This window comes from Rhodococcus sp. JCM 9793 (assembly GCF_055380405.1).
Window position 1 is genome coordinate 2,788,432 of record NZ_AP043721.1, and the last position, 20,783, is coordinate 2,809,214.

Below are 20,783 nucleotides of genomic sequence, written 5' to 3' on the forward strand. Positions count from 1 at the left end.
CTCAATATTTCTACGGTCGATGTATGACTTCGACCAGTTCATTCGTTCCTGCCTGTTCCGCCGAGGATGTCGTGCGTGTCTACGGACGCGGAGACGCCGAGGTGCGTGCCCTCGACGGGGTTTCCGTCGAATTCGAGAGGGGGCGCTTCACGGCGATCATGGGCCCGTCCGGCTCGGGTAAATCAACACTCATGCATGCCCTCGCCGGACTCGACGGCATCGACTCCGGCCGTGTGGTTCTTCACGGTGAGGGTCGCCGAGAGAACGTCGAGGTCAGCGCAGCCCCGGATGCGGTGCTTACCGGATTACGTCGCGACCGTATCGGTTTCGTGTTCCAAGCGTTCAACCTGCTGCCGGTGCTCACCGCCCGCGACAACGTGCTGCTGCCGATGCGACTCGCAGGTACGCGGCCGTCCCCGGAATGGTTCGACGAGGTGACCGGTCGTCTCGGCCTGACCGATCGTCTCGACCATCTGCCACACGAGATGTCCGGTGGGCAACAGCAGCGTGTCGCTGTCGCGCGAGCGTTGCTGCCGCAACCCGACGTCATCTTCGCCGACGAGCCGACCGGCAATCTCGACTCGCAGGCGGGTGCGGAGGTGTTGTCGATGCTGCGGTCGAGCGTGCGGGAAACCGGCCAGACCGTGGTGATGGTGACGCACGACCCCGTTGCGGCGTCGTACTCGGACCGTGTCGTTCTGCTCGCGGACGGTCATCTGGCCGGGGAGATCGCGCACCCCACCGCGGATTCCGTCATCGACACGATGCGTGCGCTGAGCGTTGCCGGGACGGCGGTCCCGGCGCGATGAGGCATCTTGTTCTGGCGCAGGCACGCGCCCACCGAGGACGGTACGTCGCGACGGCGCTCGCGGTGATCGTCGCGGTGGCCTTCGTCGTGCTGACTCTCGTGCTCAGTGACACCGTCAGCGCGTCGATCACGAAATCGACCGCGGCGCAATACGACGGCGTTGCCGCAGTGGTGACACCCGGGGGGCCCGATACGGATCCCGATCGGACGCTGTCCGAAGCCGGGGCAGCGCCGGGTGTGCGCGCGACCGCCCTCGACGTGACCGGTCGCGTCCGGCTCGTCGACGCGAACGGCACATCCGGGTACGGTACCGCGGCCACGATCGCATCCGACGAGTCGATGCGCTGGCAGAGACTTGCGGATGGACGATGGCCCGTCGGCGTCGCAGAGGTAGCGGTGGGCTCGTCGTCGGAACGTGCGATCGGGGACACCGTGACGGTCGCCGATCTGTCCGGAGCGACGCCACCGGTGACCGCGACGATCGTCGGCGTCGTGGACGTGGCCGGTTCACCATTCGCGATGGATTCGGGCCGGATCTTCGGTGATGTCGCACAGGTACGAACGTGGACCGGAGCGTCCGTGGACTGGGAGATACGTGTCGCGGGTGACGGTGACGCGGTGCGCGACGCGGTGGCACTAGCGGTGCCGGGGGCCGAGGTGGTCTCGGGTGAGGCGCGTGCCACCGAAGCGGCCGACGCGTACGTCGGGGACATCTCGTTGCTGCGCAACGTCCTGCTGTGCTTCGCTGCGATCGCGGTGGTCGTCGCGGGACTCGTCATCGCGAACACGTTTGCGGTGCTGCTTGCGGCACGGACCCGCGAGCTGGCGCTCATGCGGTGCGTCGGCGTCACCGCCTCTCAGGTGCGGCGCAGCGTACGAGGCGAGGCTCTGATCGTCGGCTTCGTCTCCGCCGTTCTCGGAGTGCTCGCCGGTTGCGGCCTCGCTGCGGGTGTCGTTGCGGGCGCCCGCGCAGCGGATGCTCCGCTTCCGCTCACGTCGATCTCCGTGACGATCACGACGATTGTCGCCGGGCTCGTCCTGGGAACGGTTGTCACGGTGCTCGCGGCCAACGGCGCAGCGCGGGCAGCGACCCGGGTGTCGGCGCTCGCGGCGATGCATCCGCTCGAGGCTCAGCCCGAGCCGGTGGGCGAGTCGTGGGTGCGCCGCGCGTGTGCGCTGCTGGCGATGGCCGGGGGCTCGGCCTTGCTGGTGATCGGTGCCTGGGTGAGCAATGTTCTGATCGCGTGTCCCGGTGGTCTGCTTCTGTTCGTGGGTGTCGTCCTGGCCTCGCGCCGGATCGTGCCGGCGGCAGTGGGGGCTGTCGGGGACGCCTTCGCCCGGGTGGGCGGGCCGATCGCAGCCCTCGCGGCCGGAAATGCGCGACGCAATCCGCGCCGGACTGCGTCGACTGCGACGGCCCTGTTCATCGGGGTGACGCTGACGGCGACGATCGTGGTGGGGATCGGCACGCTCAAGGCCGGGGCACCCGAAGTCGTCGATCAGAACTTCCCGGTGGATATCGCTGTCACCGCGACAGAACCGGTTCCCAACGGCGCCTCGGCCCGGTTCACTGCGATCGACGGGGTCCGCGCGGGCACCGAGATCGCGTCTGCGACGGTCAGGGTGGCAGGCACGGAGTTCTCTGTGCTCGGTGTCGATCCGGCGTCCGCCGCGGCAGCGATCCGCGCTGATGTGCGGGTGTCCGAGGCCGGGACGATCGTGCTCGAGCGGTCGCTAGCGGAGACGTTGGGCGTGTCCGAAGGCGAGATCGTCGAAGTCGGTGGTGGCACCGGCATGCAGGACCTGGCCGTCGCGGTCGCAGACGCCGGGTCGCCGGACCTGATCTCGATGGGCGACCTGAGTGCCGTCGATGATTCGGCAGCGGCCGACACGGTATGGCTCGCACTGGACGACGAACTGTCCGACGAGGACCTTGTCGCTGTCGCTGATGAGGTGTCGCAGGTGGCCACGGCAGCGTTTCCGGGTAGCGAGGTAGTCGGAGCGGTGAAGATGAGGCAGACGCTCGAGAACGTCCTCGACACGATGCTGCTGATCGTCGGTGGCCTCCTGTCGGTCGCCGTGGTGATCGCGCTCATCGGAGTGGGTAACACCATGGCCCTGTCCGTCCTCGAACGGCGACCTGAAACGGCGATGCTGCGTTCGGTGGGGTTGTCGCGCGCGGGGGTGCGCAGCCTTCTCGTGCGTGAGGCCGTGATCATCGCGGGAGTAGCGTCCGTCCTGGGTGTCGCACTCGGGCTGCTGCTCGGGACCTTCGGTACCGCGTCGGTCATCGGAGCCGGCCATGTCGGTCTCGGCGCGGTGCCCTGGCTGCAGTTGGCCGGAATCGTCGTCGGGGGCGGCGCTGCAGGCATCGTCGCTTCCCTGGTGCCGGCGCAGCGAGCGAGTCGGGTGTCGCCCGTCGCCGCGCTGGCCGGGTAGGGTCACCGGGCTTCGGGCCGCCCGATATCGGCGTGCCGCGTCCATGGCGAGCCGGACATGCGTTCGATGTCGGTGTTGAACCGTTCGAGATACTGCGCGAACTGGGCCACGTCTTCGGCATCCCAATCGGTCAGAACGCGCTCGAGCGACTCGATCGCTCGGGCGCGCTCGTGGTCGAGGCGGCGCGCACCGTCTTCGGTGATCTGGAATTTGCGTGCAATGCCCCCGTCGGGGTCGGGGATGCGCTCCGCCAGCCCGGCCTTGAGCAGTGCTGAGGTCTGGCGATTGACCGTGGATGAATCGAGTCCGAATGCGTCGCTCAGCTGGCCGATGCTCATCGGTCCTTGGGCGGAGAGACGACTGAGCATCGTGTACGCACTGCGGTCCAGGCGTCCTGCATCTCGCCGGCGGGGGCCGAAAAAGTTGAGATGCCGCCCGATGAGCATCATTTCGAACTCGATCAGGTGCGTCGGCTTGTCCATCTGTGCGTCTCATCACTCCTAGGTCGTGTTTTCCCAGTATGGGCGAACTCGGTGTTGACCCGTAGGTATGCATCATGCATACCATCTGCTCAATACATATTACCCGCTGGTTTGGGACTTTCTTTACTCGAAGACGGAGTTCGTTTCATGCAAGGTTCTGTTGCGACGCCGGAAGTGCGTCCCTCACTGTTGGTGGGGGTGCTGGCGTTCACTGGAATCGTCGGGGCCCTCACTCAGACGCTCGTAGTTCCGCTCATCGGTCAATTACCCGCAATCCTGAACACCACGGCGTCCAACTCTTCCTGGGTCATCACAATCACCCTCCTCACCGGTGCCGTCGCGACACCGGTCGTCGGGCGACTGGGCGATATGTACGGCAAGCGTCGGATGCTGCTGATCTGCACGGTTCCGCTGGTCCTCGGCGCGATTGTGTGTGCGTTGTCGTCGTCGTTGCTGCCGATGCTCCTCGGTCGCGGCATGCAGGGACTCGGCGTGGGACTCATCCCACTGGGCATCAGCCTCTTGCGTGACGTGATTCCTGCCGAGCGTCTGCACTCGTCCATCGCGCTGATGAGCGCGTCGATGGGTATCGGTGGCGCCCTCGGGCTCCCCGTCGCTGCCGCGGTTGCAGAGAACACGAGCTGGCGTGTGCTGTTCTGGGCCACTGCGGTCCTGAGCGCCGTCGTCCTGGTCATCTTGTGGAGGGTCGTGCCCGAGTCCTCGGGCAAGGTGAATCCCGGACGCTTCGACCTGGTGGGCGCCATCGGTCTGGGTATCGCACTGACGGCCCTGCTGCTCGCGGTGTCGAAGGGCGCCGACTGGGGCTGGGGGAGCTCGACGACGCTCGGACTGTTCGCTGTCGCGGTGATCGTGCTGGCGGTCTGGGGCTGGTGGGAACTGCGCCTCTCCGAACCGCTCATCGACCTCCGGATCGCCGTCCGTCCCGTGGTGCTGCTCACCAACGCGGCATCGGTCGTCGTCGGTTTCGGAATGTACGCGCAGTCGCTGATCATCCCGCAGCTGCTCCAACTACCCACCGAAACCGGATACGGACTCGGCCAATCGATGCTGGCGATGGGTCTGTGGATGGCACCGGGCGGTTTGATGATGATGGCGGTCTCGCCGATCGCCGGCAAGCTGTCGTCGGTGCGCGGCCCCAAGGTCTCCCTGTTCGTAGGGTGCGTGATCATCGCGATCGCGTACGGCTCGTCGCAGTTGCTCATGGGCTCGACGTGGGGCCTGATGATCGTTGCTGCGATCTGCAGTACCGGCGTCGGATTCGCCTACGGTGCAATGCCCGCGCTGATCATGAGCTCCGTCCCGCAGAGCGAAACGGCATCGGCCAACAGCGTCAACTCGCTGATGCGCGCGATGGGCACGTCGATCTCGGCCGCCGTCGTCGGTGTCGTGCTGGCGCAGATGAGCGTGCAGTCGGGCGGATACAGCATCCCGACCGAAGCGGGCTTCCGGACAGGGCTGTTCATCGGGTGCGGGGTCGCGCTGGTCGCGGCCGCAATCACGCTCACCATCCCCGTCGCCAAGCGGAAGAAGCTCGACAAGGTGGAAGAAGCTGTCCCGGTACGGGCCTGAACAACGTGTCGCGGGTGGGCGGTCCTCGTGTGAGGGCCGCCCACCGTCGTCGCTAGGCTCGACTCGTGTCGAGAACAGGCCGGACTGCACACCGTATGACGCGGGCGTCGCGGGGAGTGCCGTCCGCCCGTATCCCGACGGCCATCGCTCTCGCCTGGGCACGTCTCTGGGGAGGTGCGGTGGCGTTCGACGACGAGTTCGGTCTCTACGTCAGCACCGGGATGCGGGGCGGATTCGCGCGCGGCGGCACCACCGTCGGTGGAGTGTTCCTCACCCGAAACCCACCATCGCGCCGACTGCTTCGTCACGAGGCCGTTCACGCCGACCAGTGGGCGCGTCACGGCCTCGGTTTCGTGGTGCGCTATCTGTGGGAGGAACTACGCAATCCCGGTTCGCGCAACAGGTTCGAGATGGAAGCGGGGCTCGAGGATGGCGGCTACCGCACTTCGTCGCAGAGCTCATCACAGCGTCGATTGCCGGGACAGCCCGACGTGTGACCCAAGGTCACAGAAGGCAGGTCCTTGTCCCCAACGCCGCGACAGATGTGCTACGCGGAGTGGCGGGGGACCGGCCGGGGGTCATGCGTCCAATCGTGCGGTGACCTTCTCGCTCTCGATGCGCCGTTCGATCGCGGCAGGGTCGGGATTACTCACCTGGACGAGGGAAGCTCCGACGACGAGCGCGGCGAGCAACCCGTCGACGAGTTCGTCGACGGTGGTCCAGTCGCGGCTCGACAACACGCGGTCGGTGCCGGTGATCCCGGATCGCGACGCAGATTCCTTCGCTGCCGCAAGGACGTCGGCGACCGTGCGACCATCGAGCGCGGCATCGGGGGCGCCGGACGGGCGGAACTGGTCGCCGTGCAGCCGCACATTCGTGGCGTAATCGGTGACACCCGGGGGCAGGTCGGGGACGGGGCGGCCGAATGCGTCCAACGACAGTGCCGCCACTTCGGCGACCTCGTCGACCTCGTCGAGTCGGTCCGGGGTGACGAGCGCGAGGTCTGCTCCGGGGTCGGCGTCGAGGACCACCTCGGTGCCCGCCCACCACGCGCCGAGCAGGACCGCAGCGCTCTGCCAATGCGCGGGCAACAGTACCGATACCCGGCCACCCGGCAGCACCCCGAACTCGTCACGGATCATGTTGGCGGTCTTGGCTGCCCAGTTCGCGAGCGTAATTGCCGACAATTCGATCCGAGCTCCGGTCGCGTCGTCGTACCACGTGATGCGCGGTCCGGCGGGATCGGACGCGAGGATCGGGTCGAGTAGGGCTGCGGTCAGGGTGGTCACGGAAAACCTCGTTCTCGGGAGTCGGTCGGGGATCGATCAGTTGACGCAGCGAGGTCCGTCGGACCCGGCGTCGATGGGCGGTGCGGCCGGGGCCGGCGTCGCCGACTCACCCGCCGGCATCACGTCGGATTGCGTCGTCGTGTCCGAGGTGGATCCTGAGCTCGATCCGGAATAGGACGATGAACCCGGGCCGGTGTAGTCGTCGGCGAGTACCACCTCGACGGTGCCTGTCGGCAGGCTCGGGTCGGAGTCGATGTCGACATCACCGAGTGCCGCCGCGACGGCGAGTGCCTCGTCGGAGTCGGGGTCGGCGGCGTACAGGGTTGTCGAGGACATCGCGCCGCCCGTGTAGTTGCCGACCTCGCCCTCGATATAGCCGCCGGAGCTCATCGCCAGCGACACCTCGGACGCCAACCCGGACACGCTGCCGGCGTTGGTGACGTTCACGGTCACGGTCGACGGGTCGATGTCGGGGGCCGGTGTCCCGTTGGAGGTGGTCGTCTCCGACCCCTCGTAGTCGGCACCCACCAGGCCTGCGACGTGCTCGCGCACCTCATCGGGATCGACTTGGACGACGGACTCGCCATAGTCGGTCATCGCATTGATGTCTTGCACAGGAATCGTCGAGAACTGCACGGCACCGCCCGCCAGGTCCTGCATCTGAGTCGCGAGTTGCACGATGTTCCAATCGGAGTCGAGCACCACCGAGCGCTGCACCGCAGCGGTGAGTTGCGCGACCTTCGACGGATTGCTCAATGTCTTCGCGCTGAGGACCTTCTGCACGAGCGAGGCCATGAACACCTGCTGCCGCACGATCCGATCCAGATCACCGCGCGGAAGGTCGTGGCGCTGGCGGACGAAACTGAGTGCGTCGGACCCCTGCAGCGTCTGTTCCCCCGACTGGAAATGGGCACCCGACAGCGGTTCGTCCACCGCGGCGTTGAGGCATACGTCGACACCACCCACAGCGTCGGTGAGAAGGACGAATCCGAGGAGTCCGACCTCGGCGTAGTGATCAACCGTCACACCGGTCAGGTCCGCGACAGACTCGATGAGCGCATCCCGACCGGCTTTCGTGGACTTTTCCTCCACTTCCGTCTCGTCGGCACCGGACTCGACGGCGTCGAGCCGCGCGAGTTCCTTCGTGGCGCCGTACGCGGCGTTGATCTTGGACATCCCGATGTCCGGAACCTCGACGTACGTGTCGCGGGGGATCGAGATGGCCGTCGCGGAGCTTCCGTCGTTCGGTACCCGGATCAAGATGATGGTGTCGGTGTTGTTGGCGACCTCCTCGCCGGCGCGCAATGCGTCGAGTTCGCGTTGCGACAGGGGGTTGCCGTGCGCGTCGGTGCGGCTGTCGGTGCCCACCAGGAGGATGTCGAGGGCACCGTCCTTGCCGTTTCCGAGGTTCAGGCCGTCCACCGATGCGAGCGACGACACGAACGAATCGTAGGTGCGCCATCCGACGCCGGTGGCGATCAGGACGAGTGCGGCGGCGATCGCGGCAGCGAACTGGCGCGGCCGGCCCGTGAACACCCGGGACACGCCCTGGGAGACCTGGGGCATCGCGCGGTCACCGGCGGGGCGCCGGGAGCTGTTTCCTTCTCGTGCGGACCGGGACGGCGAGCCCGTCGGACGCGTCCTACGCCGCTCATCCGTGCTGGGGCGCGCCCTGGTCCTGCGGCGGGGCGGCTCTGACGGCACGTGCGGTCCTCCTTCGGCTGGCGTCCGGGTACTCGATGAAGGTTACTGGTGGAATTCGTCGACGGGCGTCTTCGACACCGGCGTGCCAGACTCGGCCAGGTGCGTAACGTTCTCGTGACAGGGGCCCACGGCCAGCTCGGCCACCATGTGATCGATCTTGCGACCTCCGCCGGAATTCCGATTCGTGGGGCAGGCTCCGCTGAGATCGACATCACCGACGCCGCATCGGTGGCCGCCGCCGTCGGGCCGGGGTCCGTGGTGATCAACTGCGCCGCGTACACCGCGGTCGACGCGGCGGAGACCGACGAGGCGGCGGCTGCGGCAGTCAACGGTTATGGCCCGGGCGTGCTCGCCCGGGTCTGCGCAGACGCCGGTGCACACCTGATCCACGTGTCCACCGACTACGTCTTCGCCGGGGACGCCACACAGCCGTACCCCATCGATGCGCCCACCGACCCACGGAGTGCGTACGGACGGACCAAGCTGCTCGGTGAGCAGGCCGTCCTCGCGGTCCTTCCGTCGGCGCACATCGTGCGGACCGCGTGGGTCTACACCGGCGACCGGAACGACTTCGTCGCGGCGATGCGAGGTCTCGAACGTGACCGCGACACCGTGCGTGTCGTCGACGACCAGCGTGGATGCCCCACCTATGCGCGCGACCTCGCCGCGGGACTGCTCGAACTCGCGGTCCGCGCCGACCGCGATCCGGTACCGGGGGGGATCCTGCACGCGACCAATGCGGGCGAGGCCACGTGGTTCGACCTGGCGCGCGCAGTCTTCGCCGGTGTCGGCGCCGATCCGGATCGGGTCCGGCCGTGCGCGAGCGACGAGTTCGTGCGACCGGCTCCGCGTCCCGCGTATTCGGTGCTGGACGGGCGGGCCTGGTCGGCGGCCGGCCTCACTCCGCTCCGGCCGTGGAGGGAAGCGTTGGAGGCCGCGCTCCGCGTGCTGGATGCGCCCGAGTGAGTCCGACGAAGTCCACCTGTGAGTCGTCGCACACCGCTTCGGCCGCTAAGGTGGCGCGCGTGGATTCGACGCTGGCCGTGGTGACGGTGACCTACTCGCCCGGCGAGCACCTCGAGAACTTCCTGACTTCGCTCGCGACGGCGACGTCGCTGCCCACTCGGGTGATCATGGCCGACAACGGCTCGACCGACGGCACGCCGGAAGCGGCAGCGCGGGTGCACTCGAACGTGACCTTGCTGCATACCGGTGGCAACATCGGCTACGGCGGCGCAGTCAACCGCGCGGTTGCCGAGATCGACGAGTCGGCAGAGTTCGTGGTGGTCGCCAATCCCGACGTCCGGTGGAGCCCCGGCTCACTGGACACCCTCCTCGAGGCGGCGCAACGGTGGCCGCGCGCAGGTTCGCTGGGGCCACTGATCCGTGAACCGGACGGGAGCATCTATCCGTCCGCACGCACGGTGCCGACGTTGTCGTCCGGTGCCGGCCACGCACTGCTGGGAACGGTCTGGCCCACGAACCCGTGGACGCAGCGCTACCGCCAGGAGAACGAGGCGATCAGTGAGCGGCCCGTCGGATGGCTTTCCGGGTCCTGCCTGCTTCTTCGCCGTGCTGCGTTCGACACCGTCGACGGATTCGATTCCCGATACTTCATGTACATGGAGGACGTCGACCTCGGCGATCGACTCGGGCGCGCCGGGTGGCACAACGTCTACGTTCCGTCCTCCGAGGTCACGCACGCCAAGGGACATGCAGCGGGACGTCACCCGGAACTGATGCTTCCGGCGCACCATGAGAGTGCGTACCGGTTCCAGGCCGATCGGCACCCGCATCCGTGGCAGGCACCGTTGCGCTGGGCGCTGCGCGGTGGCCTCGCGGTGCGATCCAAAGTGGCGGTTGCCTCGGCCGTGCGCGAGCGCGATGCAGGCAAAGTCGGTCATGAGGGGACCGATCTCGACGAGAAACAGGGGAAATCATGACCAGTGCTGCTGCACCGAACACCGACGCGGTGATCCTGGTCGGCGGGCAGGGAACCAGGCTTCGCCCGCTGACATTGTCGGCGCCGAAGCCGATGCTGCCCACCGCGGGACTACCGTTCCTGACCCACCTGCTCGCGCGGATTCGCGAGGCGGGCATCAAGCACGTGGTGCTCGGCACGTCGTTCAAGGCGGAGGTCTTCGAGGAACATTTCGCGGACGGATCCGATCTCGGTCTCGAGATCGAGTACGTCACCGAGACGGAACCGCTCGGGACCGGCGGCGGAATCCGGAACGTGCTGCCGAGGCTGCGCGCGGAGAATGTCATGGTGTTCAACGGTGACGTGCTCGGTGGAACCGATCTCGGTTCCGTGCTCGACACTCACGTTCGCACCGAGGCCGACGTGACCTTGCACCTGGTCCGTGTGGGTGATCCCCGCGCGTTCGGGTGCGTGCCGACGGACGCCGACGGTCGCGTCACCGCCTTCCTCGAGAAGACGCAGGACCCGCCGACCGATCAGATCAACGCGGGTTGCTACGTGTTCCGCCGCGAGATCATCGAGTCGATCCCCGAGGGTCGTCCGGTGTCGGTCGAGCGTGAGGTGTTTCCCGCGCTGCTGACGGAGGGCAAGAAGCTCTTCGGCCACGTCGATGCCGCGTACTGGCGTGACATGGGCACCCCGGAGGACTTCGTGCGTGGTTCGGCGGATCTGGTGCGCGGGATCGCTCCGTCGCCGGCGTTGCCTGGGCAGCGTGGTGAGTCGCTCGTGCACCCGGGTGCGTCGGTTGCCCCGGGTGCGTTGCTCATCGGGGGCACCGTGGTCGGTCGTGGCGCCGAGATCGGTGCGGGTGCCCGCCTCGACGGTGCTGTGATCTTCGACGGTGCGCGGGTCGAGGCCGGTGCGGTGATCGAGCGGACGATCGTCGGTTTCGGTGTGCGGGTGGGTCCGCGCGCATTGATCCGGGACGGCGTGATCGGGGACGGTGCCGACATCGGCGCGCGCTGTGAACTGTTGCGTGGTGCGCGGGTGTGGCCCGGCGTCCGGATCCCGGATGGAGGGATCCGGTTCAGCACGGATGTCTGAGATGGAGACGGGCGTGAACTACACGAAGTATGTGGCGCTGGGGGATTCGTTCACCGAGGGGGTCGGAGATGTCGATCCGTCCCGCCCGAACGGTGTGCGCGGCTGGGCCGATCGTGTCGCCGAGCAGCTTGCTCGCGGCAATGACGGGTTCGCCTACGCCAACCTCGCGATCCGCGGACGGTTGCTTCGGCAGATCCTCGATGAACAGGTCGATGCTGCACTTGCACTCGAACCCGATCTCGTGACGATCTATGCAGGTGGCAACGACATCATGCGGCCCGGCCTGGATCTCGATGTGCTCGTCGCGCAGTACGAGGAGGCGATCGCTGCGCTTACCGGCACCGGCGCCCGAGTGCTGATGTGGACGGCCTACGACGTCGGCTGGGCCCCGGTATTCCGGCATCTGCGGGGACGGGTCGCCATCTACAACGAGCTCGTCCGCGGAGTCGCCGACCGCCACGGTGCGACGCTCGTCGACTACTGGCGGTTCGGTGAATACCGGGACTACCGCATGTGGGATTTCGACCGTCTGCACATGTCGCCGGAAGGGCACCGCAACATGGCGATCCGGGTGTTGGACACGCTGGGAGCAGAACACGGGATCGAGCCCGTCGACCTCGGACCGGCACCGGTCGTTGCTCGCCCCGAGCAGCGTCGGGCCGATGCCAAGTGGGCGCGCGAGTTCCTCGTGCCCTGGGTCGGGCGACGGGTCCGCGGTGAATCGTCGGGTGACGGGATCGCCCCGAAGCGCCCGGTGCCGGCACCCATCGACCTGTAGCGCGCCCGGCCGGCCCTGCGAATCAGTGCCGCGCGGCGGCGAGCCGTACGAGGTGGTCGATCGTCTCGTGTTCGGCGTCGGCCGGCAACGCGTCGACCGGCCACCACTGCAGGTCGGTCGACTCGTCGCTGCGCACCGGTACTGCACCCACCGGGGCCGTCACGAGAAACCTCAGATCGAGGTGCCGGGTGGGCACGCCGAGCGAGCACGTGATCGGGTGCGTATGCGCCGAGAGCACGTTCGGATCGATCGTGAGTTCATCGATACCCGATTCCTCGGTGGCCTCGCGGAGCGCGGCATCGACGACGGTCTCGTCACTCTCCTCGCAGTGCCCACCGAGCTGGATCCATCTGCCGACCCGTGGATGCAGTGTGAGCAGTACATTGCGGTGATCGGCATCGAGCACGAGTGACGATGCGGTGATGTGCCCGGGAACGTGGGAACGCAGGCAGCCGCCGGGCGCGGAGTCGAGGAAGGCGAGCATCGTGTGCCGCAAGGACTCTGCGTCCTCCGAATCGGTACGCCACGCGGTGAGCCGCTCGTGGGCGGATGCGTGCAGGGAGCCGGCCGACACGACTACAGCTCCCGCAGGGCGTCACCGGGATCCGCGGCCTCGCGAGGCTGCAGCTCGTCCTTCGGATATCCCACTGCGATCGCGCCGAGAGGCGACCAGTCGGAGGGGAGATCGAGTTCCTCACGCACGACGTCGGGGGCGAAGATCGTCGAGCCGATCCAGCAGCTGCCCAGCCCGCGTGTCGCGAGTGCGACGAGTAGACCCTGCACGGCCGCGCCCGCGGCGACGGTGAACATCGTGGCTTCGCCGGCGGCGCGTCGCGCATCCGGATATTCGTGGGCACCGTCGGGAACCCAGAACGGCACCAGCACTTCGGGTGCGTCGTAGAGGATCGATCCGCGTGTGAGACGGCGTTCGATGGCGACGGGATCGAGTCCGTCGCCCGCGAGATCGTCGGCCCAGCGAGTGCGCATCCGGTCGAGGAGACGTCGTCGTACCTGCTCGGTACGTACCCACACGAACCGGACCGGGCGGGTGTGGTGGGGCGCCGGTGCGGTGAGCGCCTCGGCGACCGCGTCGCGCAGGTCTTCGGGATCGACAGGATCGGCAGCGAACTCGCGTATCGAACGTCGTAGCAGCAGCGCTTCGCGTCGCCCACGTTCGAGTGCTTCGGCAGTGCCGAGCCAGAACAGGTCGTCCTCGCCGCCGCGCACGAGGGAGCGTGCGGTGGAACCGTCGTCGGGAAGGTCGAGGCCGCGGACCACCGCGACCGGGACTCCGCCGAGCTTGCCCTTGACGAGATCTCCTGCGGCTGCGATCTCGTCGGCGAGTGCGACGGACGTGACCATGAGTTCGTTGCCCTGCGAGTCGTGGGAGCCCTCGTAGCCGTGGAGGACCGGTAGTCCTGCCGATCCGATCGCAGCGTCGGTCTGGCCGACACGCCACGCGCGGCCCATGGTGTCGGTGACCACGACGCCGACGGTGACACCGAGTAGTTCGGAGATCCGGGCACGCAGGCCGGCCGCGCTGGCATCGGGATTCTCGGGCAACAGTGCAAGTTCCGCGCCATCGACGTTGGAGCCGTCGATACCCGACGCGGCCTGCACGATGCCGAGTCTGTTCTCCGTGATCAGGGTGCGGCCCTTCTGCGCGAGCACCCGCACTGCTTCCTGCGTGACGAGGCGTCGCCGGAGTGCGTCGCGCGCGTCGGGGTCGGTGGGCGAGGCGACGATGCGGCCCTCGGTCTTCGACAGGACCTTGCTGGTGACCACCAGGATGTCGCCGTCGGCGAGCCACGGCGCAGCGGCGGCGAGTGCGGCTGCGAGGTCGTCGCCGGGCCGGAACTCCGGTAGCCCGGTGACCGGTCGGATCTCGAGGGGACCGCCGGGTGCGTGGTCACGCACAGGGGCGTCGGTCGTGCTGTCTGCGGGCATCACAATTGCACTCCGGCAAGTTCTAGTGCGGCACGTGCCATTTCGGCGGTCGCGTCGACATCGGTCATGAGCAGGGGCACGCTCCGAACCTCGACGCCGGGGATGTCGGCGGCATCGGTCGAATGCACGAGCCAGCCGTCGAGGATTCCGGTGCCGCTGCGTGCTCCGAAGTGCCGGCCCACGGCCTCTGCGGTGGTGTCGACTCCGATCACGTCGAGGCATGCGTCGGCCATGCCGCGCAGTGGCTTGCCGCCGACGACTGGGGAGAGGCCGATGACCTTTGCCGGCGTGGTTCGCAGTGCGCCGCGGATCCCCGGCACGGCGAGGATCGCACCGACGCTGACGACCGGGTTCGAGGGTGCGAGCACGACCACGTCGGCGGACTCGATGGCCTCGAGGACGCCGGGTGCGGGTTTTGCATCGTCGGCGCCGATGTGAGCGAAGCTGTGTGTGGGTACCTGTGCGCGGTGACGCACCCACCATTCCTCGAAGTGGATGGCGCGCTGCTCGCCGTCGGCCGGATTGGTGATCACGACGTGGGTCTCGCTGCGGTCGTCGGAGGCCGGGAGCAACGTCACGCCGGGCTTCCACCGCGTGCACAGTGCCTCGGTGACGGCGGAGAGCGGATATCCCGTGCGTAGCATTCGCGTGCGGACGAGGTGGGTGGCGATGTCGCGGTCGCCGAGACCGAACCAGTCGGGGTCTGCGCCGTATGCCGCGAGTTCTTCCTTGGCGTTCCAGGTTTCGGCCTTTCGGCCCCATCCGCGCTCGGTGTCGATTCCGTCGCCGAGGGTGTACATGCATGTGTCGAGATCGGGACAGATCCTCAGACCGTGCATCCACACGTCGTCGCCCACATTGACGATGGCGGTGATCCGATGCGGCGCGTCGGGATCGATGTCGGAGCCCGGTGCGATGCCGAGGAGTTCTCGCAGTCCTGTGAGGAAACGAGCACCACCGACACCTCCGACCAATACAGTCACATTCACGGGGCCAGCCTATGCGGTGCGCGTGGTACCCCGTCGAGCGCCGTCTTAAACCAAGAAATTGCAAAGTCGTCGATCGTAAGCGAGAAATTCCGTTCCGCTTGACCGCGACACGCCCGGCGTGTCTAATCACATATGTGTCATTCCGGGTTACCGGATCGGGATCGATTGTGACGACGTCGCATTCGAGCAAGATTCGGGGGGTGGCAGAAAGATCCCGATCCGCGAAAGTTGCGGCGCTGCAGGTGAGGAGGCGGAGGATGGCCGACGAGCGCGAAGTTTTCGAGATCTCTCGGATCGATACTGCAGTCGAGAGTGTCTGCGACGATTCCGACAGTGGCACACCAATTCTGCAATTGATTACAGGATTTGGTGATTCGGCGGACGTCGAAGAGCAGTGGCAGGAACGTGCACTGTGCGCACAGACCGACCCGGAGGCGTTCTTCCCTGAAAAGGGTGGTTCGACGCGGGAAGCGAAGCGCATCTGCCTGGGGTGTGAAGTTCGTGACGAGTGTCTCGAATATGCCCTTGCTCACGACGAACGTTTCGGAATTTGGGGTGGGCTGTCCGAAAGGGAACGGCGGCGCCTCAAACGCGGCATCGTCTGACGGCGGGTCCGGCCCGGTACGGGGAGTACGGGCTTGATCCAATCGTGTCCGGACGCGATGCAGAACGAAGGCCGGGTGCTCGGGTGACCGAGTGCCCGGCCTTCGCCGCGTTCAGTTCATGGCGATCTTCAGTCCTCGTCGCCGAGATCGCCGAGTTCCGGGTCGACGACCTCCGGTTCGAGACCGAGGTAGGTCGCGACCTGATGGACGAGGACGTCGTGAACAAGATCGGTCAGATCGTCGGGATCCTCCGCTCGGAGCTCGAGCGGCCGGCGGAACAACACGATCCGGGCGCGAGTGGCCGCGCCGCGCCGGTCGATGCCTGCGGGGACGAGTCGCGACAGCGGGACCGGCCCGTCGGCGACGACCTCGTCCGGCCAATTCACCGAGTCGGGGTCGCGTGCGCGAATCTTCGGAACGTCGTCGACCGCGAGGTCGAGCTTCGTCAGGCGGTCGTGCCAGTGAGCATCGATCGGTGCGAACGCGCTGAGCACGAGGAGGTCGAATTTCTCGGCCCGCGATTTCCACGCCGGCAGGTCGTGAGGAAACAGCGGTCCGCGGATTCCGCGGCCGCGTCGTGTCACCGCTCGGGAGGACACGGGGGCGGTACGACGTGCTCGGGCCATGCAGTGGACATTACGACAGAGGAAATCAGGGGGATGCTCCCCGGTGTGTCCGAATAGTCCCGGGGCCGGCGACACGCTACGCTCCGATGCGTGAGATCACTGCGTCGATGCTGCCGGCCTGGGTGCAAGAACCCTGCTGTTGCGACGCTGACCTACGTGTATTCGGACTCGACCGCCGTTGTAGGGCCCCTGGCCACGGTCGCGGAGCCGCACTCGTGGGATCTGTGCGACACGCACGGCTCGAGAATCACCGCGCCCAAGGGTTGGGAACTCGTCCGATACGAGGGGGCGTTCGGCACCGCCACCCCTGACGAGGACGATCTCACTGCCCTCGCCGAAGCGGTCCGCGAGGCGGGCATGGGCGAACGTGGCCGGGCCGAAGCGGATCCGTCGGAGGCCGAGGTCGCGCCGCGCGCGGCGGTTCCGTCGACAGCGCGTACCGGCCGCCGAGGCCACCTTCGGGTGTTGCCCGATCCCACGAGCTGACTGCGTCGCACTAGGCTGATCGCGGACCTGCGCCACGAGGATGGCGCGGTGCAATTCGACGATCAGGAGCGGAAACAGTGGCGAGATCTGCCGAATCGGTTGCAGCCGTGATCAAGGCGTACGACGTTCGCGGTGTGGTGGGAACGCAGATCGACGAGGAGTTCGTCCGCGAGGTCGGAGGGGCGTTCGCACGTCTCGTCCGAGACGACAGTGCTGCAACCTGCGTGGTGATCGGTCACGACATGCGCGATTCGTCCCCGGCGCTGGCGAGCGCTTTTGCCGAGGGCGTCGTCGCACAGGGACTCGACGTGGTGCACATCGGCCTCGCATCCACCGACCAGCTGTACTTCGCCTCCGGCATCCTCGATGTCCCCGGTGCGATGTTCACCGCAAGCCACAACCCGGCCGAGTACAACGGCATCAAACTGTGCCGGGCCGGTGCGAAGCCGGTCGGTCAGGAGACCGGGCTCGGCACCATCTCCGGCGAGGTGATCGAAGGGGTACCGGTCTACGACGGCGCTCCCGGCACGATCAGCGAACGGGACGTGCTCGAGCAGTACGCGTCGTTCTTGCGGGGACTGGTCGATCTGTCGCAGATGCGCCCGCTCAAGGTGGCGGTCGACGCCGGCAACGGGATGGGTGGCCACACTGTCCCGGCCACGTTCGGCACGCTCCCGATCGACCTGGTGCCGCTGTACTTCGAACTCGACGGAACCTTCCCCAACCACGAGGCCAATCCGCTCGATCCCGCGAACCTCGTGGACCTGCAGCGCCTCGTCGTGGAGTCCGGTGCCGACGTCGGCCTCGCCTTCGACGGCGACGCGGACCGTTGCTTCGTCGTCGACGAGCGCGGTGAACCCGTGACGCCGTCTGCCGTGACCGCCCTGGTTGCGGCTCGCGAGCTCGGCAAGGAACCGGGTGCCACGATCATCCACAATCTGATCACGTCACGCGTCGTCCCCGAATTGGTCACGGAACTGGGTGGAAAGCCCGTGCGCACGCGTGTCGGCCATTCGTTCATCAAGCAGCAGATGGCGGAGATCGGTGCGGTGTTCGGCGGGGAACACTCCGCCCACTACTACTTCCGCGACTTCTGGGGCGCCGACTCCGGCATGCTCGCTGCACTGCACGTTCTCGCTGCGCTCGCCGGTCACGACGGTTCGCTGTCCGATCTCATGAAGTCCTACAACAGGTACGAGGCATCGGGAGAGATCAACTCCACCGTCGGTGACGCAGCGGAGCGGACCGAAGCAGTGGTCGCCGCGTTCGCCGACCGCACTCGGTCCGTCGACCGACTCGACGGTGTCACCGTCGAACTCCCCGGCCATACGTGGTTCAACCTGCGCGCGTCCAACACCGAGCCGCTGCTGCGGCTCAATGTGGAGGCGCCCACTCGCGCAGAGGTCGACGCGCTGGTCGAGGAAATCCTGGCTGTCGTGCGTGCGTGACGGAAGTATTCGTGGCAGCGATAATCGAAATACCCGGTGTGTGTGATGCGTCGGGCCGATCCGAGTCTGTGAGGAGAGAAAGGGGGCACGGTCGTGACGGCTCCCTCGCCGCTGTTCGACTTCGATGATGCGAGTGCGCTCATCGAGGCCGACGTCGACGGAATCCTGCGAAGCGCCGCGCTCGGGGGTGCGCAGATTCGCGCGAGCGTCTCTGCCGCCGACGAGTATTTGCGCGACCGTCTGCATGGCATCCATCCGCGCAGCGTCGTCCTCGTCGGTGGTGACGTCCGCGCCGGTCGCGCAGCGGAGCTGGTGGTCGCTCTCTTCTCGGATCGCTGTGCAGTCCCACTGGTCGCGGCTCCCACCACACCTCCGTGGGTGGGCCCGCTCGACATCGTGGTCGTCGCGGGCGACGACGCGGGCGATCCGACGCTCGCCGCGTCCATCGACGGGGCGCTGCGGCGAAGTGCGGAGGTCGTGGTGGACGCCCCCGACGAAGGGCCGGTTCGAGCGGTGGCCGCAGGCCGAGCGGTATTGCTCGCACCGCGCGTTCACGTCCCGACCGCCTATGCGTTCGCGCGCCACCTCGCTGTGTTCTGCGTGGTGCTCGCATCGTTGGAGGCCTCCCGCCTGGGCGGAGCGCTCCCAGACCTCGGGATGATCGCCGATTCGGTCGACTCCGAGTCTGCCCGCGACCATCCGTCGAACGAGGTGTTCGAGAATCCGGCGAAGTCGCTGGCGACGCGGATGTTGTCGCGGCGGGTGGTGATCGCGGGGGATTCGCCGACGACGGCGGTCCTGGCGCGACACGCCACGGATACGTTGTTGCAGGTTGCCGGTGTGATCGCAACCCCGGCGGCGCTACCGGACGTGTTGGTGGCGCGCGATCGTCTGCTGGATTCGACTGCTGCGTCCGACACGTACGACCCGTTCTTCCACGATGAAGAACTGGACGGGCCCGCTCCGGTCGCACCGGTACGGGTGTTCGTGCTCAGCACGGATGAGGATCGACCGGCCGCGCGACGCCGAGCCGCGGCACTACCGGATATGGAATTGGTGTCTGTTGTGGGGGAGTTCGAAGCCCGTGAGGTACCGCCTGCGCTCGAACAGGTGGCGCTACTGACCGTGCGACTGGAGATGGCTGCGGCCTATCTGCGACTGGCCGGTGGTCGGTAGTGCACCGTCTCGAAGGTGCAGTGCGCTCCTACGCGTGGGGTTCGCGCACTGCCATTGCCACGTTGTGCGGCAGGACCGTGCCGTCCGATCATCCGGAGGCGGAGCTGTGGTTCGGCGCGCACCCGGCCGATCCGGCTCGGGTGATCGACGACGGCCGGGCGCCGTTGTCGCTGCTCGAGCTGCTCGACGGCGATCCTCCCGCGCAGCTGGGCGACGAGATCGTCGAACGCTTCGGGCCGAGGCTGCCGTTCCTGTTGAAGCTGCTCGCAGCCGAGGAACCCCTGTCGTTGCAGGCGCATCCCAGTGCTGCGCAGGCCGCCGAGGGCTACGCGCGTGAGGAAGCGTTGGGCGTGGCACTCGACTCGCCGGTGCGCAATTACCGAGACCCGAACCACAAGCCCGAACTGGTCGTCGCGCTGACCCGTTTCGAGGCGCTCGCGGGGTTCCGCGATGCGTCGCGGACCGTCGAGCTCCTCGAGGCACTGCGCGTGCCCGAATTGGAGCCGTATGTGGGCCTGCTCGCCGGTCAGCCGGATTCCGATGGGCTCCGTGCGCTGTTCACCACGTGGATCACGTTGCCGGCGCAGGCGCTGTCTGCGCTCGTTCCCCGTGTCCTGGATGGGTGTGTGACGTATCTCGCGACCGGCGGCGTCGCTCCGCGCGAGTTCGTCGCCGAGGTGCGTACCGCGTTGCAGCTCGCCGAGATCTATCCCGGCGACGCGGGTGTCCTCGCGTCGTTGTTGCTGAACCGGATCACACTCGAACCGGGTCAGGGCCTGTACCTCGACGCGGGTAATCTGCACGCCTACCTGCACGGGATGGGCATCGAGATCATGGCGAATTCGGACAACGTCCTACGCGGTGGCCTGACTCCCAAGCATGTGGATGTGCCGGAACTGTTGAGAGTGCTCGATTTCGGTGCGCCCGGTGTCCCGATCCTCGAGGCGGAACCGGTGGGTTCGCATGAGTGGCGGTATCGCACGCCGGCTCCGGAGTTCGCGCTGTCGAGGTTCGAGCTCGACGCGGGCGAGACCGTGTCGCTGGCGCCGTGTGGGCCGCAGATCCTGCTGTGCACGTCGGGTTCGGCCACGGTCGAGTGCGGCGGCGAACACGTCGAGTTGGGGCAGGGTCGGTCGGTGTGGCTTCCCGCGTCCGATCCGAAGCTCGAGATTCGTGCGGGGGACACCGATGTGCAGGTGTTCCGTGCTCGCCTCGGGTCGGGTCCGGGCGGACAGTTCACGTCGTGACAGCACGGGTCTCGACCGTATAGATCGTTTCGCATTCGGGGCGCTCCGATGGAGCGCCCCTTTTGCAGGTCTCCGACTGCTTACAAATGAAACAATTTGTCTAGACTACAGACGCCAACACGCGTAATGTCCATCATGTAGTGA

General features: G+C 67.2%; 20 protein-coding genes. 13 read left to right on the plus strand and 7 right to left on the minus strand.

The window, feature by feature from the left end; genetic code table 11:
- Positions 1–23: 23 nt before the first annotated feature.
- Both ACZ46K_RS14945 and ACZ46K_RS14950 read left to right on the plus strand, forming a co-directional pair.
- Positions 24–809, plus strand: coding sequence for an ATP-binding cassette domain-containing protein (locus ACZ46K_RS14945; protein ID WP_054806641.1), 786 nt, complete (start codon positions 24–26; stop codon positions 807–809).
- Positions 806–3,247 carry an FtsX-like permease family protein gene (locus tag ACZ46K_RS14950; protein ID WP_464749004.1) on the plus strand — a complete coding sequence of 814 codons (2,442 nt, stop codon included), beginning with the start codon at positions 806–808 and terminating at the stop codon, positions 3,245–3,247. The genes ACZ46K_RS14945 and ACZ46K_RS14950 overlap by 4 nt, the downstream gene beginning before the upstream one ends.
- A gap of 2 nt (positions 3,248–3,249) precedes the next feature.
- On the opposite strand, the gene ACZ46K_RS14955 is transcribed toward ACZ46K_RS14950, so the two are convergent.
- Positions 3,250–3,729, minus strand: a complete 480-nt coding sequence (locus tag ACZ46K_RS14955) for a MarR family winged helix-turn-helix transcriptional regulator (RefSeq protein WP_054807473.1) — start codon at positions 3,727–3,729, stop codon at positions 3,250–3,252.
- A 147-nt stretch (positions 3,730–3,876) separates the two neighbouring features.
- Here ACZ46K_RS14955 and ACZ46K_RS14960 point away from each other — a divergent pair, with 147 nt between their 5' ends.
- Positions 3,877–5,319, plus strand: a complete 1,443-nt coding sequence (locus ACZ46K_RS14960) for an MFS transporter (RefSeq protein ID WP_464749006.1) — start codon at positions 3,877–3,879, stop codon at positions 5,317–5,319.
- Positions 5,320–5,414: 95 nt separating this feature from the next.
- Positions 5,415–5,816 carry a hypothetical protein gene (locus ACZ46K_RS14965; RefSeq protein ID WP_054807474.1) on the plus strand — a complete coding sequence of 134 codons (402 nt, stop codon included), beginning with the start codon at positions 5,415–5,417 and terminating at the stop codon, positions 5,814–5,816.
- Between the two features lie 81 nt (positions 5,817–5,897).
- Here the strand turns inward: ACZ46K_RS14965 and ACZ46K_RS14970 are convergent, their stop codons facing one another.
- Both ACZ46K_RS14970 and ACZ46K_RS14975 read right to left on the minus strand, forming a co-directional pair.
- Positions 5,898–6,608: a TIGR03089 family protein gene (locus ACZ46K_RS14970; protein WP_054807475.1), complete on the minus strand. Its 711-nt coding sequence runs from the start codon at positions 6,606–6,608 to the stop codon at positions 5,898–5,900.
- Between the two features lie 36 nt (positions 6,609–6,644).
- Complete coding sequence (locus tag ACZ46K_RS14975; protein ID WP_464749009.1) at positions 6,645–8,174, minus strand: LCP family protein; 1,530 nt, start codon at positions 8,172–8,174, stop codon at positions 6,645–6,647.
- 237 nt (positions 8,175–8,411) lie between these two features.
- On the opposite strand from ACZ46K_RS14975, the gene rfbD reads away from it, so the two are divergent.
- Genes rfbD through ACZ46K_RS14995 form a run of 4 tightly spaced genes read left to right on the plus strand, consistent with a single transcriptional unit; the run spans position 8,412 to position 12,115 of the window.
- Positions 8,412–9,278, plus strand: coding sequence for a dTDP-4-dehydrorhamnose reductase (rfbD, locus tag ACZ46K_RS14980; RefSeq protein WP_464749011.1), 867 nt, complete (start codon positions 8,412–8,414; stop codon positions 9,276–9,278).
- Between the two features lie 59 nt (positions 9,279–9,337).
- Positions 9,338–10,255, plus strand: coding sequence for a glycosyltransferase family 2 protein (locus ACZ46K_RS14985; protein WP_464749014.1), 918 nt, complete (start codon positions 9,338–9,340; stop codon positions 10,253–10,255).
- Positions 10,252–11,337 (plus strand): mannose-1-phosphate guanylyltransferase, encoded by a 1,086-nt coding sequence (gene manB, locus ACZ46K_RS14990; protein ID WP_464749016.1) that lies wholly within the window; start codon positions 10,252–10,254, stop codon positions 11,335–11,337. The genes ACZ46K_RS14985 and manB overlap by 4 nt, the downstream gene beginning before the upstream one ends.
- Positions 11,338–11,350: 13 nt before the next feature.
- Positions 11,351–12,115 (plus strand): SGNH/GDSL hydrolase family protein, encoded by a 765-nt coding sequence (locus ACZ46K_RS14995; RefSeq protein ID WP_464749018.1) that lies wholly within the window; start codon positions 11,351–11,353, stop codon positions 12,113–12,115.
- Between the two features lie 22 nt (positions 12,116–12,137).
- Here the strand turns inward: ACZ46K_RS14995 and ACZ46K_RS15000 are convergent, their stop codons facing one another.
- The 3 genes from ACZ46K_RS15000 to cofD are packed head-to-tail and all read right to left on the minus strand — an operon-like array spanning position 12,138 to position 15,051.
- Entirely contained in the window at positions 12,138–12,689 is a 552-nt protein-coding gene (locus ACZ46K_RS15000; protein ID WP_464749020.1) for an NUDIX hydrolase, read from the minus strand.
- A 2-nt stretch (positions 12,690–12,691) separates the two neighbouring features.
- Entirely contained in the window at positions 12,692–14,062 is a 1,371-nt protein-coding gene (locus ACZ46K_RS15005; protein WP_464749022.1) for a coenzyme F420-0:L-glutamate ligase, read from the minus strand.
- Entirely contained in the window at positions 14,062–15,051 is a 990-nt protein-coding gene (gene cofD / locus ACZ46K_RS15010; RefSeq protein WP_464749024.1) for a 2-phospho-L-lactate transferase, read from the minus strand. The genes ACZ46K_RS15005 and cofD overlap by 1 nt, the downstream gene beginning before the upstream one ends.
- A gap of 344 nt (positions 15,052–15,395) precedes the next feature.
- Here cofD and ACZ46K_RS15015 point away from each other — a divergent pair, with 344 nt between their 5' ends.
- Complete coding sequence (locus ACZ46K_RS15015) at positions 15,396–15,656, plus strand: WhiB family transcriptional regulator (RefSeq protein ID WP_199233150.1); 261 nt, start codon at positions 15,396–15,398, stop codon at positions 15,654–15,656.
- 128 nt (positions 15,657–15,784) lie between these two features.
- Here the strand turns inward: ACZ46K_RS15015 and ACZ46K_RS15020 are convergent, their stop codons facing one another.
- Positions 15,785–16,282, minus strand: a complete 498-nt coding sequence (locus ACZ46K_RS15020; RefSeq protein WP_464749026.1) for a metallopeptidase family protein — start codon at positions 16,280–16,282, stop codon at positions 15,785–15,787.
- A gap of 90 nt (positions 16,283–16,372) precedes the next feature.
- Between ACZ46K_RS15020 and ACZ46K_RS15025 the strand changes: the two genes are divergently transcribed.
- The 4 genes from ACZ46K_RS15025 to manA all read left to right on the plus strand — a co-directional run bounded on the left by ACZ46K_RS15025 (position 16,373) and on the right by manA (position 20,639).
- Entirely contained in the window at positions 16,373–16,768 is a 396-nt protein-coding gene (locus ACZ46K_RS15025) for a DUF3499 domain-containing protein (RefSeq protein ID WP_464749028.1), read from the plus strand.
- Positions 16,769–16,845: 77 nt separating this feature from the next.
- Positions 16,846–18,216 (plus strand): phosphomannomutase/phosphoglucomutase, encoded by a 1,371-nt coding sequence (locus ACZ46K_RS15030; protein WP_054806555.1) that lies wholly within the window; start codon positions 16,846–16,848, stop codon positions 18,214–18,216.
- A 93-nt stretch (positions 18,217–18,309) separates the two neighbouring features.
- Positions 18,310–19,392, plus strand: coding sequence for an SIS domain-containing protein (locus ACZ46K_RS15035; RefSeq protein WP_464749030.1), 1,083 nt, complete (start codon positions 18,310–18,312; stop codon positions 19,390–19,392).
- Positions 19,392–20,639: a mannose-6-phosphate isomerase, class I gene (gene manA / locus ACZ46K_RS15040; protein ID WP_054806556.1), complete on the plus strand. Its 1,248-nt coding sequence runs from the start codon at positions 19,392–19,394 to the stop codon at positions 20,637–20,639. The genes ACZ46K_RS15035 and manA overlap by 1 nt, the downstream gene beginning before the upstream one ends.
- The last annotated feature ends 144 nt before the right edge of the window (positions 20,640–20,783 follow it).

Excerpts from the sequence above, each read along its gene's own strand:
- ACZ46K_RS14945 (WP_054806641.1), top strand. The coding sequence starts at position 24 with ATGACTTCGACCAGTTCATTCGTTCCTGCCTGTTCCGCCGAGGATGTC.
- ACZ46K_RS14955 (WP_054807473.1), bottom strand. The coding sequence starts at position 3,729 with ATGGACAAGCCGACGCACCTGATCGAGTTCGAAATGATGCTCATCGGG.
- ACZ46K_RS14950 (WP_464749004.1), top strand. The coding sequence starts at position 806 with ATGAGGCATCTTGTTCTGGCGCAGGCACGCGCCCACCGAGGACGGTAC.
- ACZ46K_RS15020 (WP_464749026.1), bottom strand. The coding sequence starts at position 16,282 with ATGGCCCGAGCACGTCGTACCGCCCCCGTGTCCTCCCGAGCGGTGACA.
- ACZ46K_RS14975 (WP_464749009.1), bottom strand. The coding sequence starts at position 8,174 with ATGCCCCAGGTCTCCCAGGGCGTGTCCCGGGTGTTCACGGGCCGGCCG.
- ACZ46K_RS14960 (WP_464749006.1), top strand. The coding sequence starts at position 3,877 with ATGCAAGGTTCTGTTGCGACGCCGGAAGTGCGTCCCTCACTGTTGGTG.
- ACZ46K_RS14965 (WP_054807474.1), top strand. The coding sequence starts at position 5,415 with ATGACGCGGGCGTCGCGGGGAGTGCCGTCCGCCCGTATCCCGACGGCC.
- ACZ46K_RS15005 (WP_464749022.1), bottom strand. The coding sequence starts at position 14,062 with ATGCCCGCAGACAGCACGACCGACGCCCCTGTGCGTGACCACGCACCC.
- manB (WP_464749016.1), top strand. The coding sequence starts at position 10,252 with ATGACCAGTGCTGCTGCACCGAACACCGACGCGGTGATCCTGGTCGGC.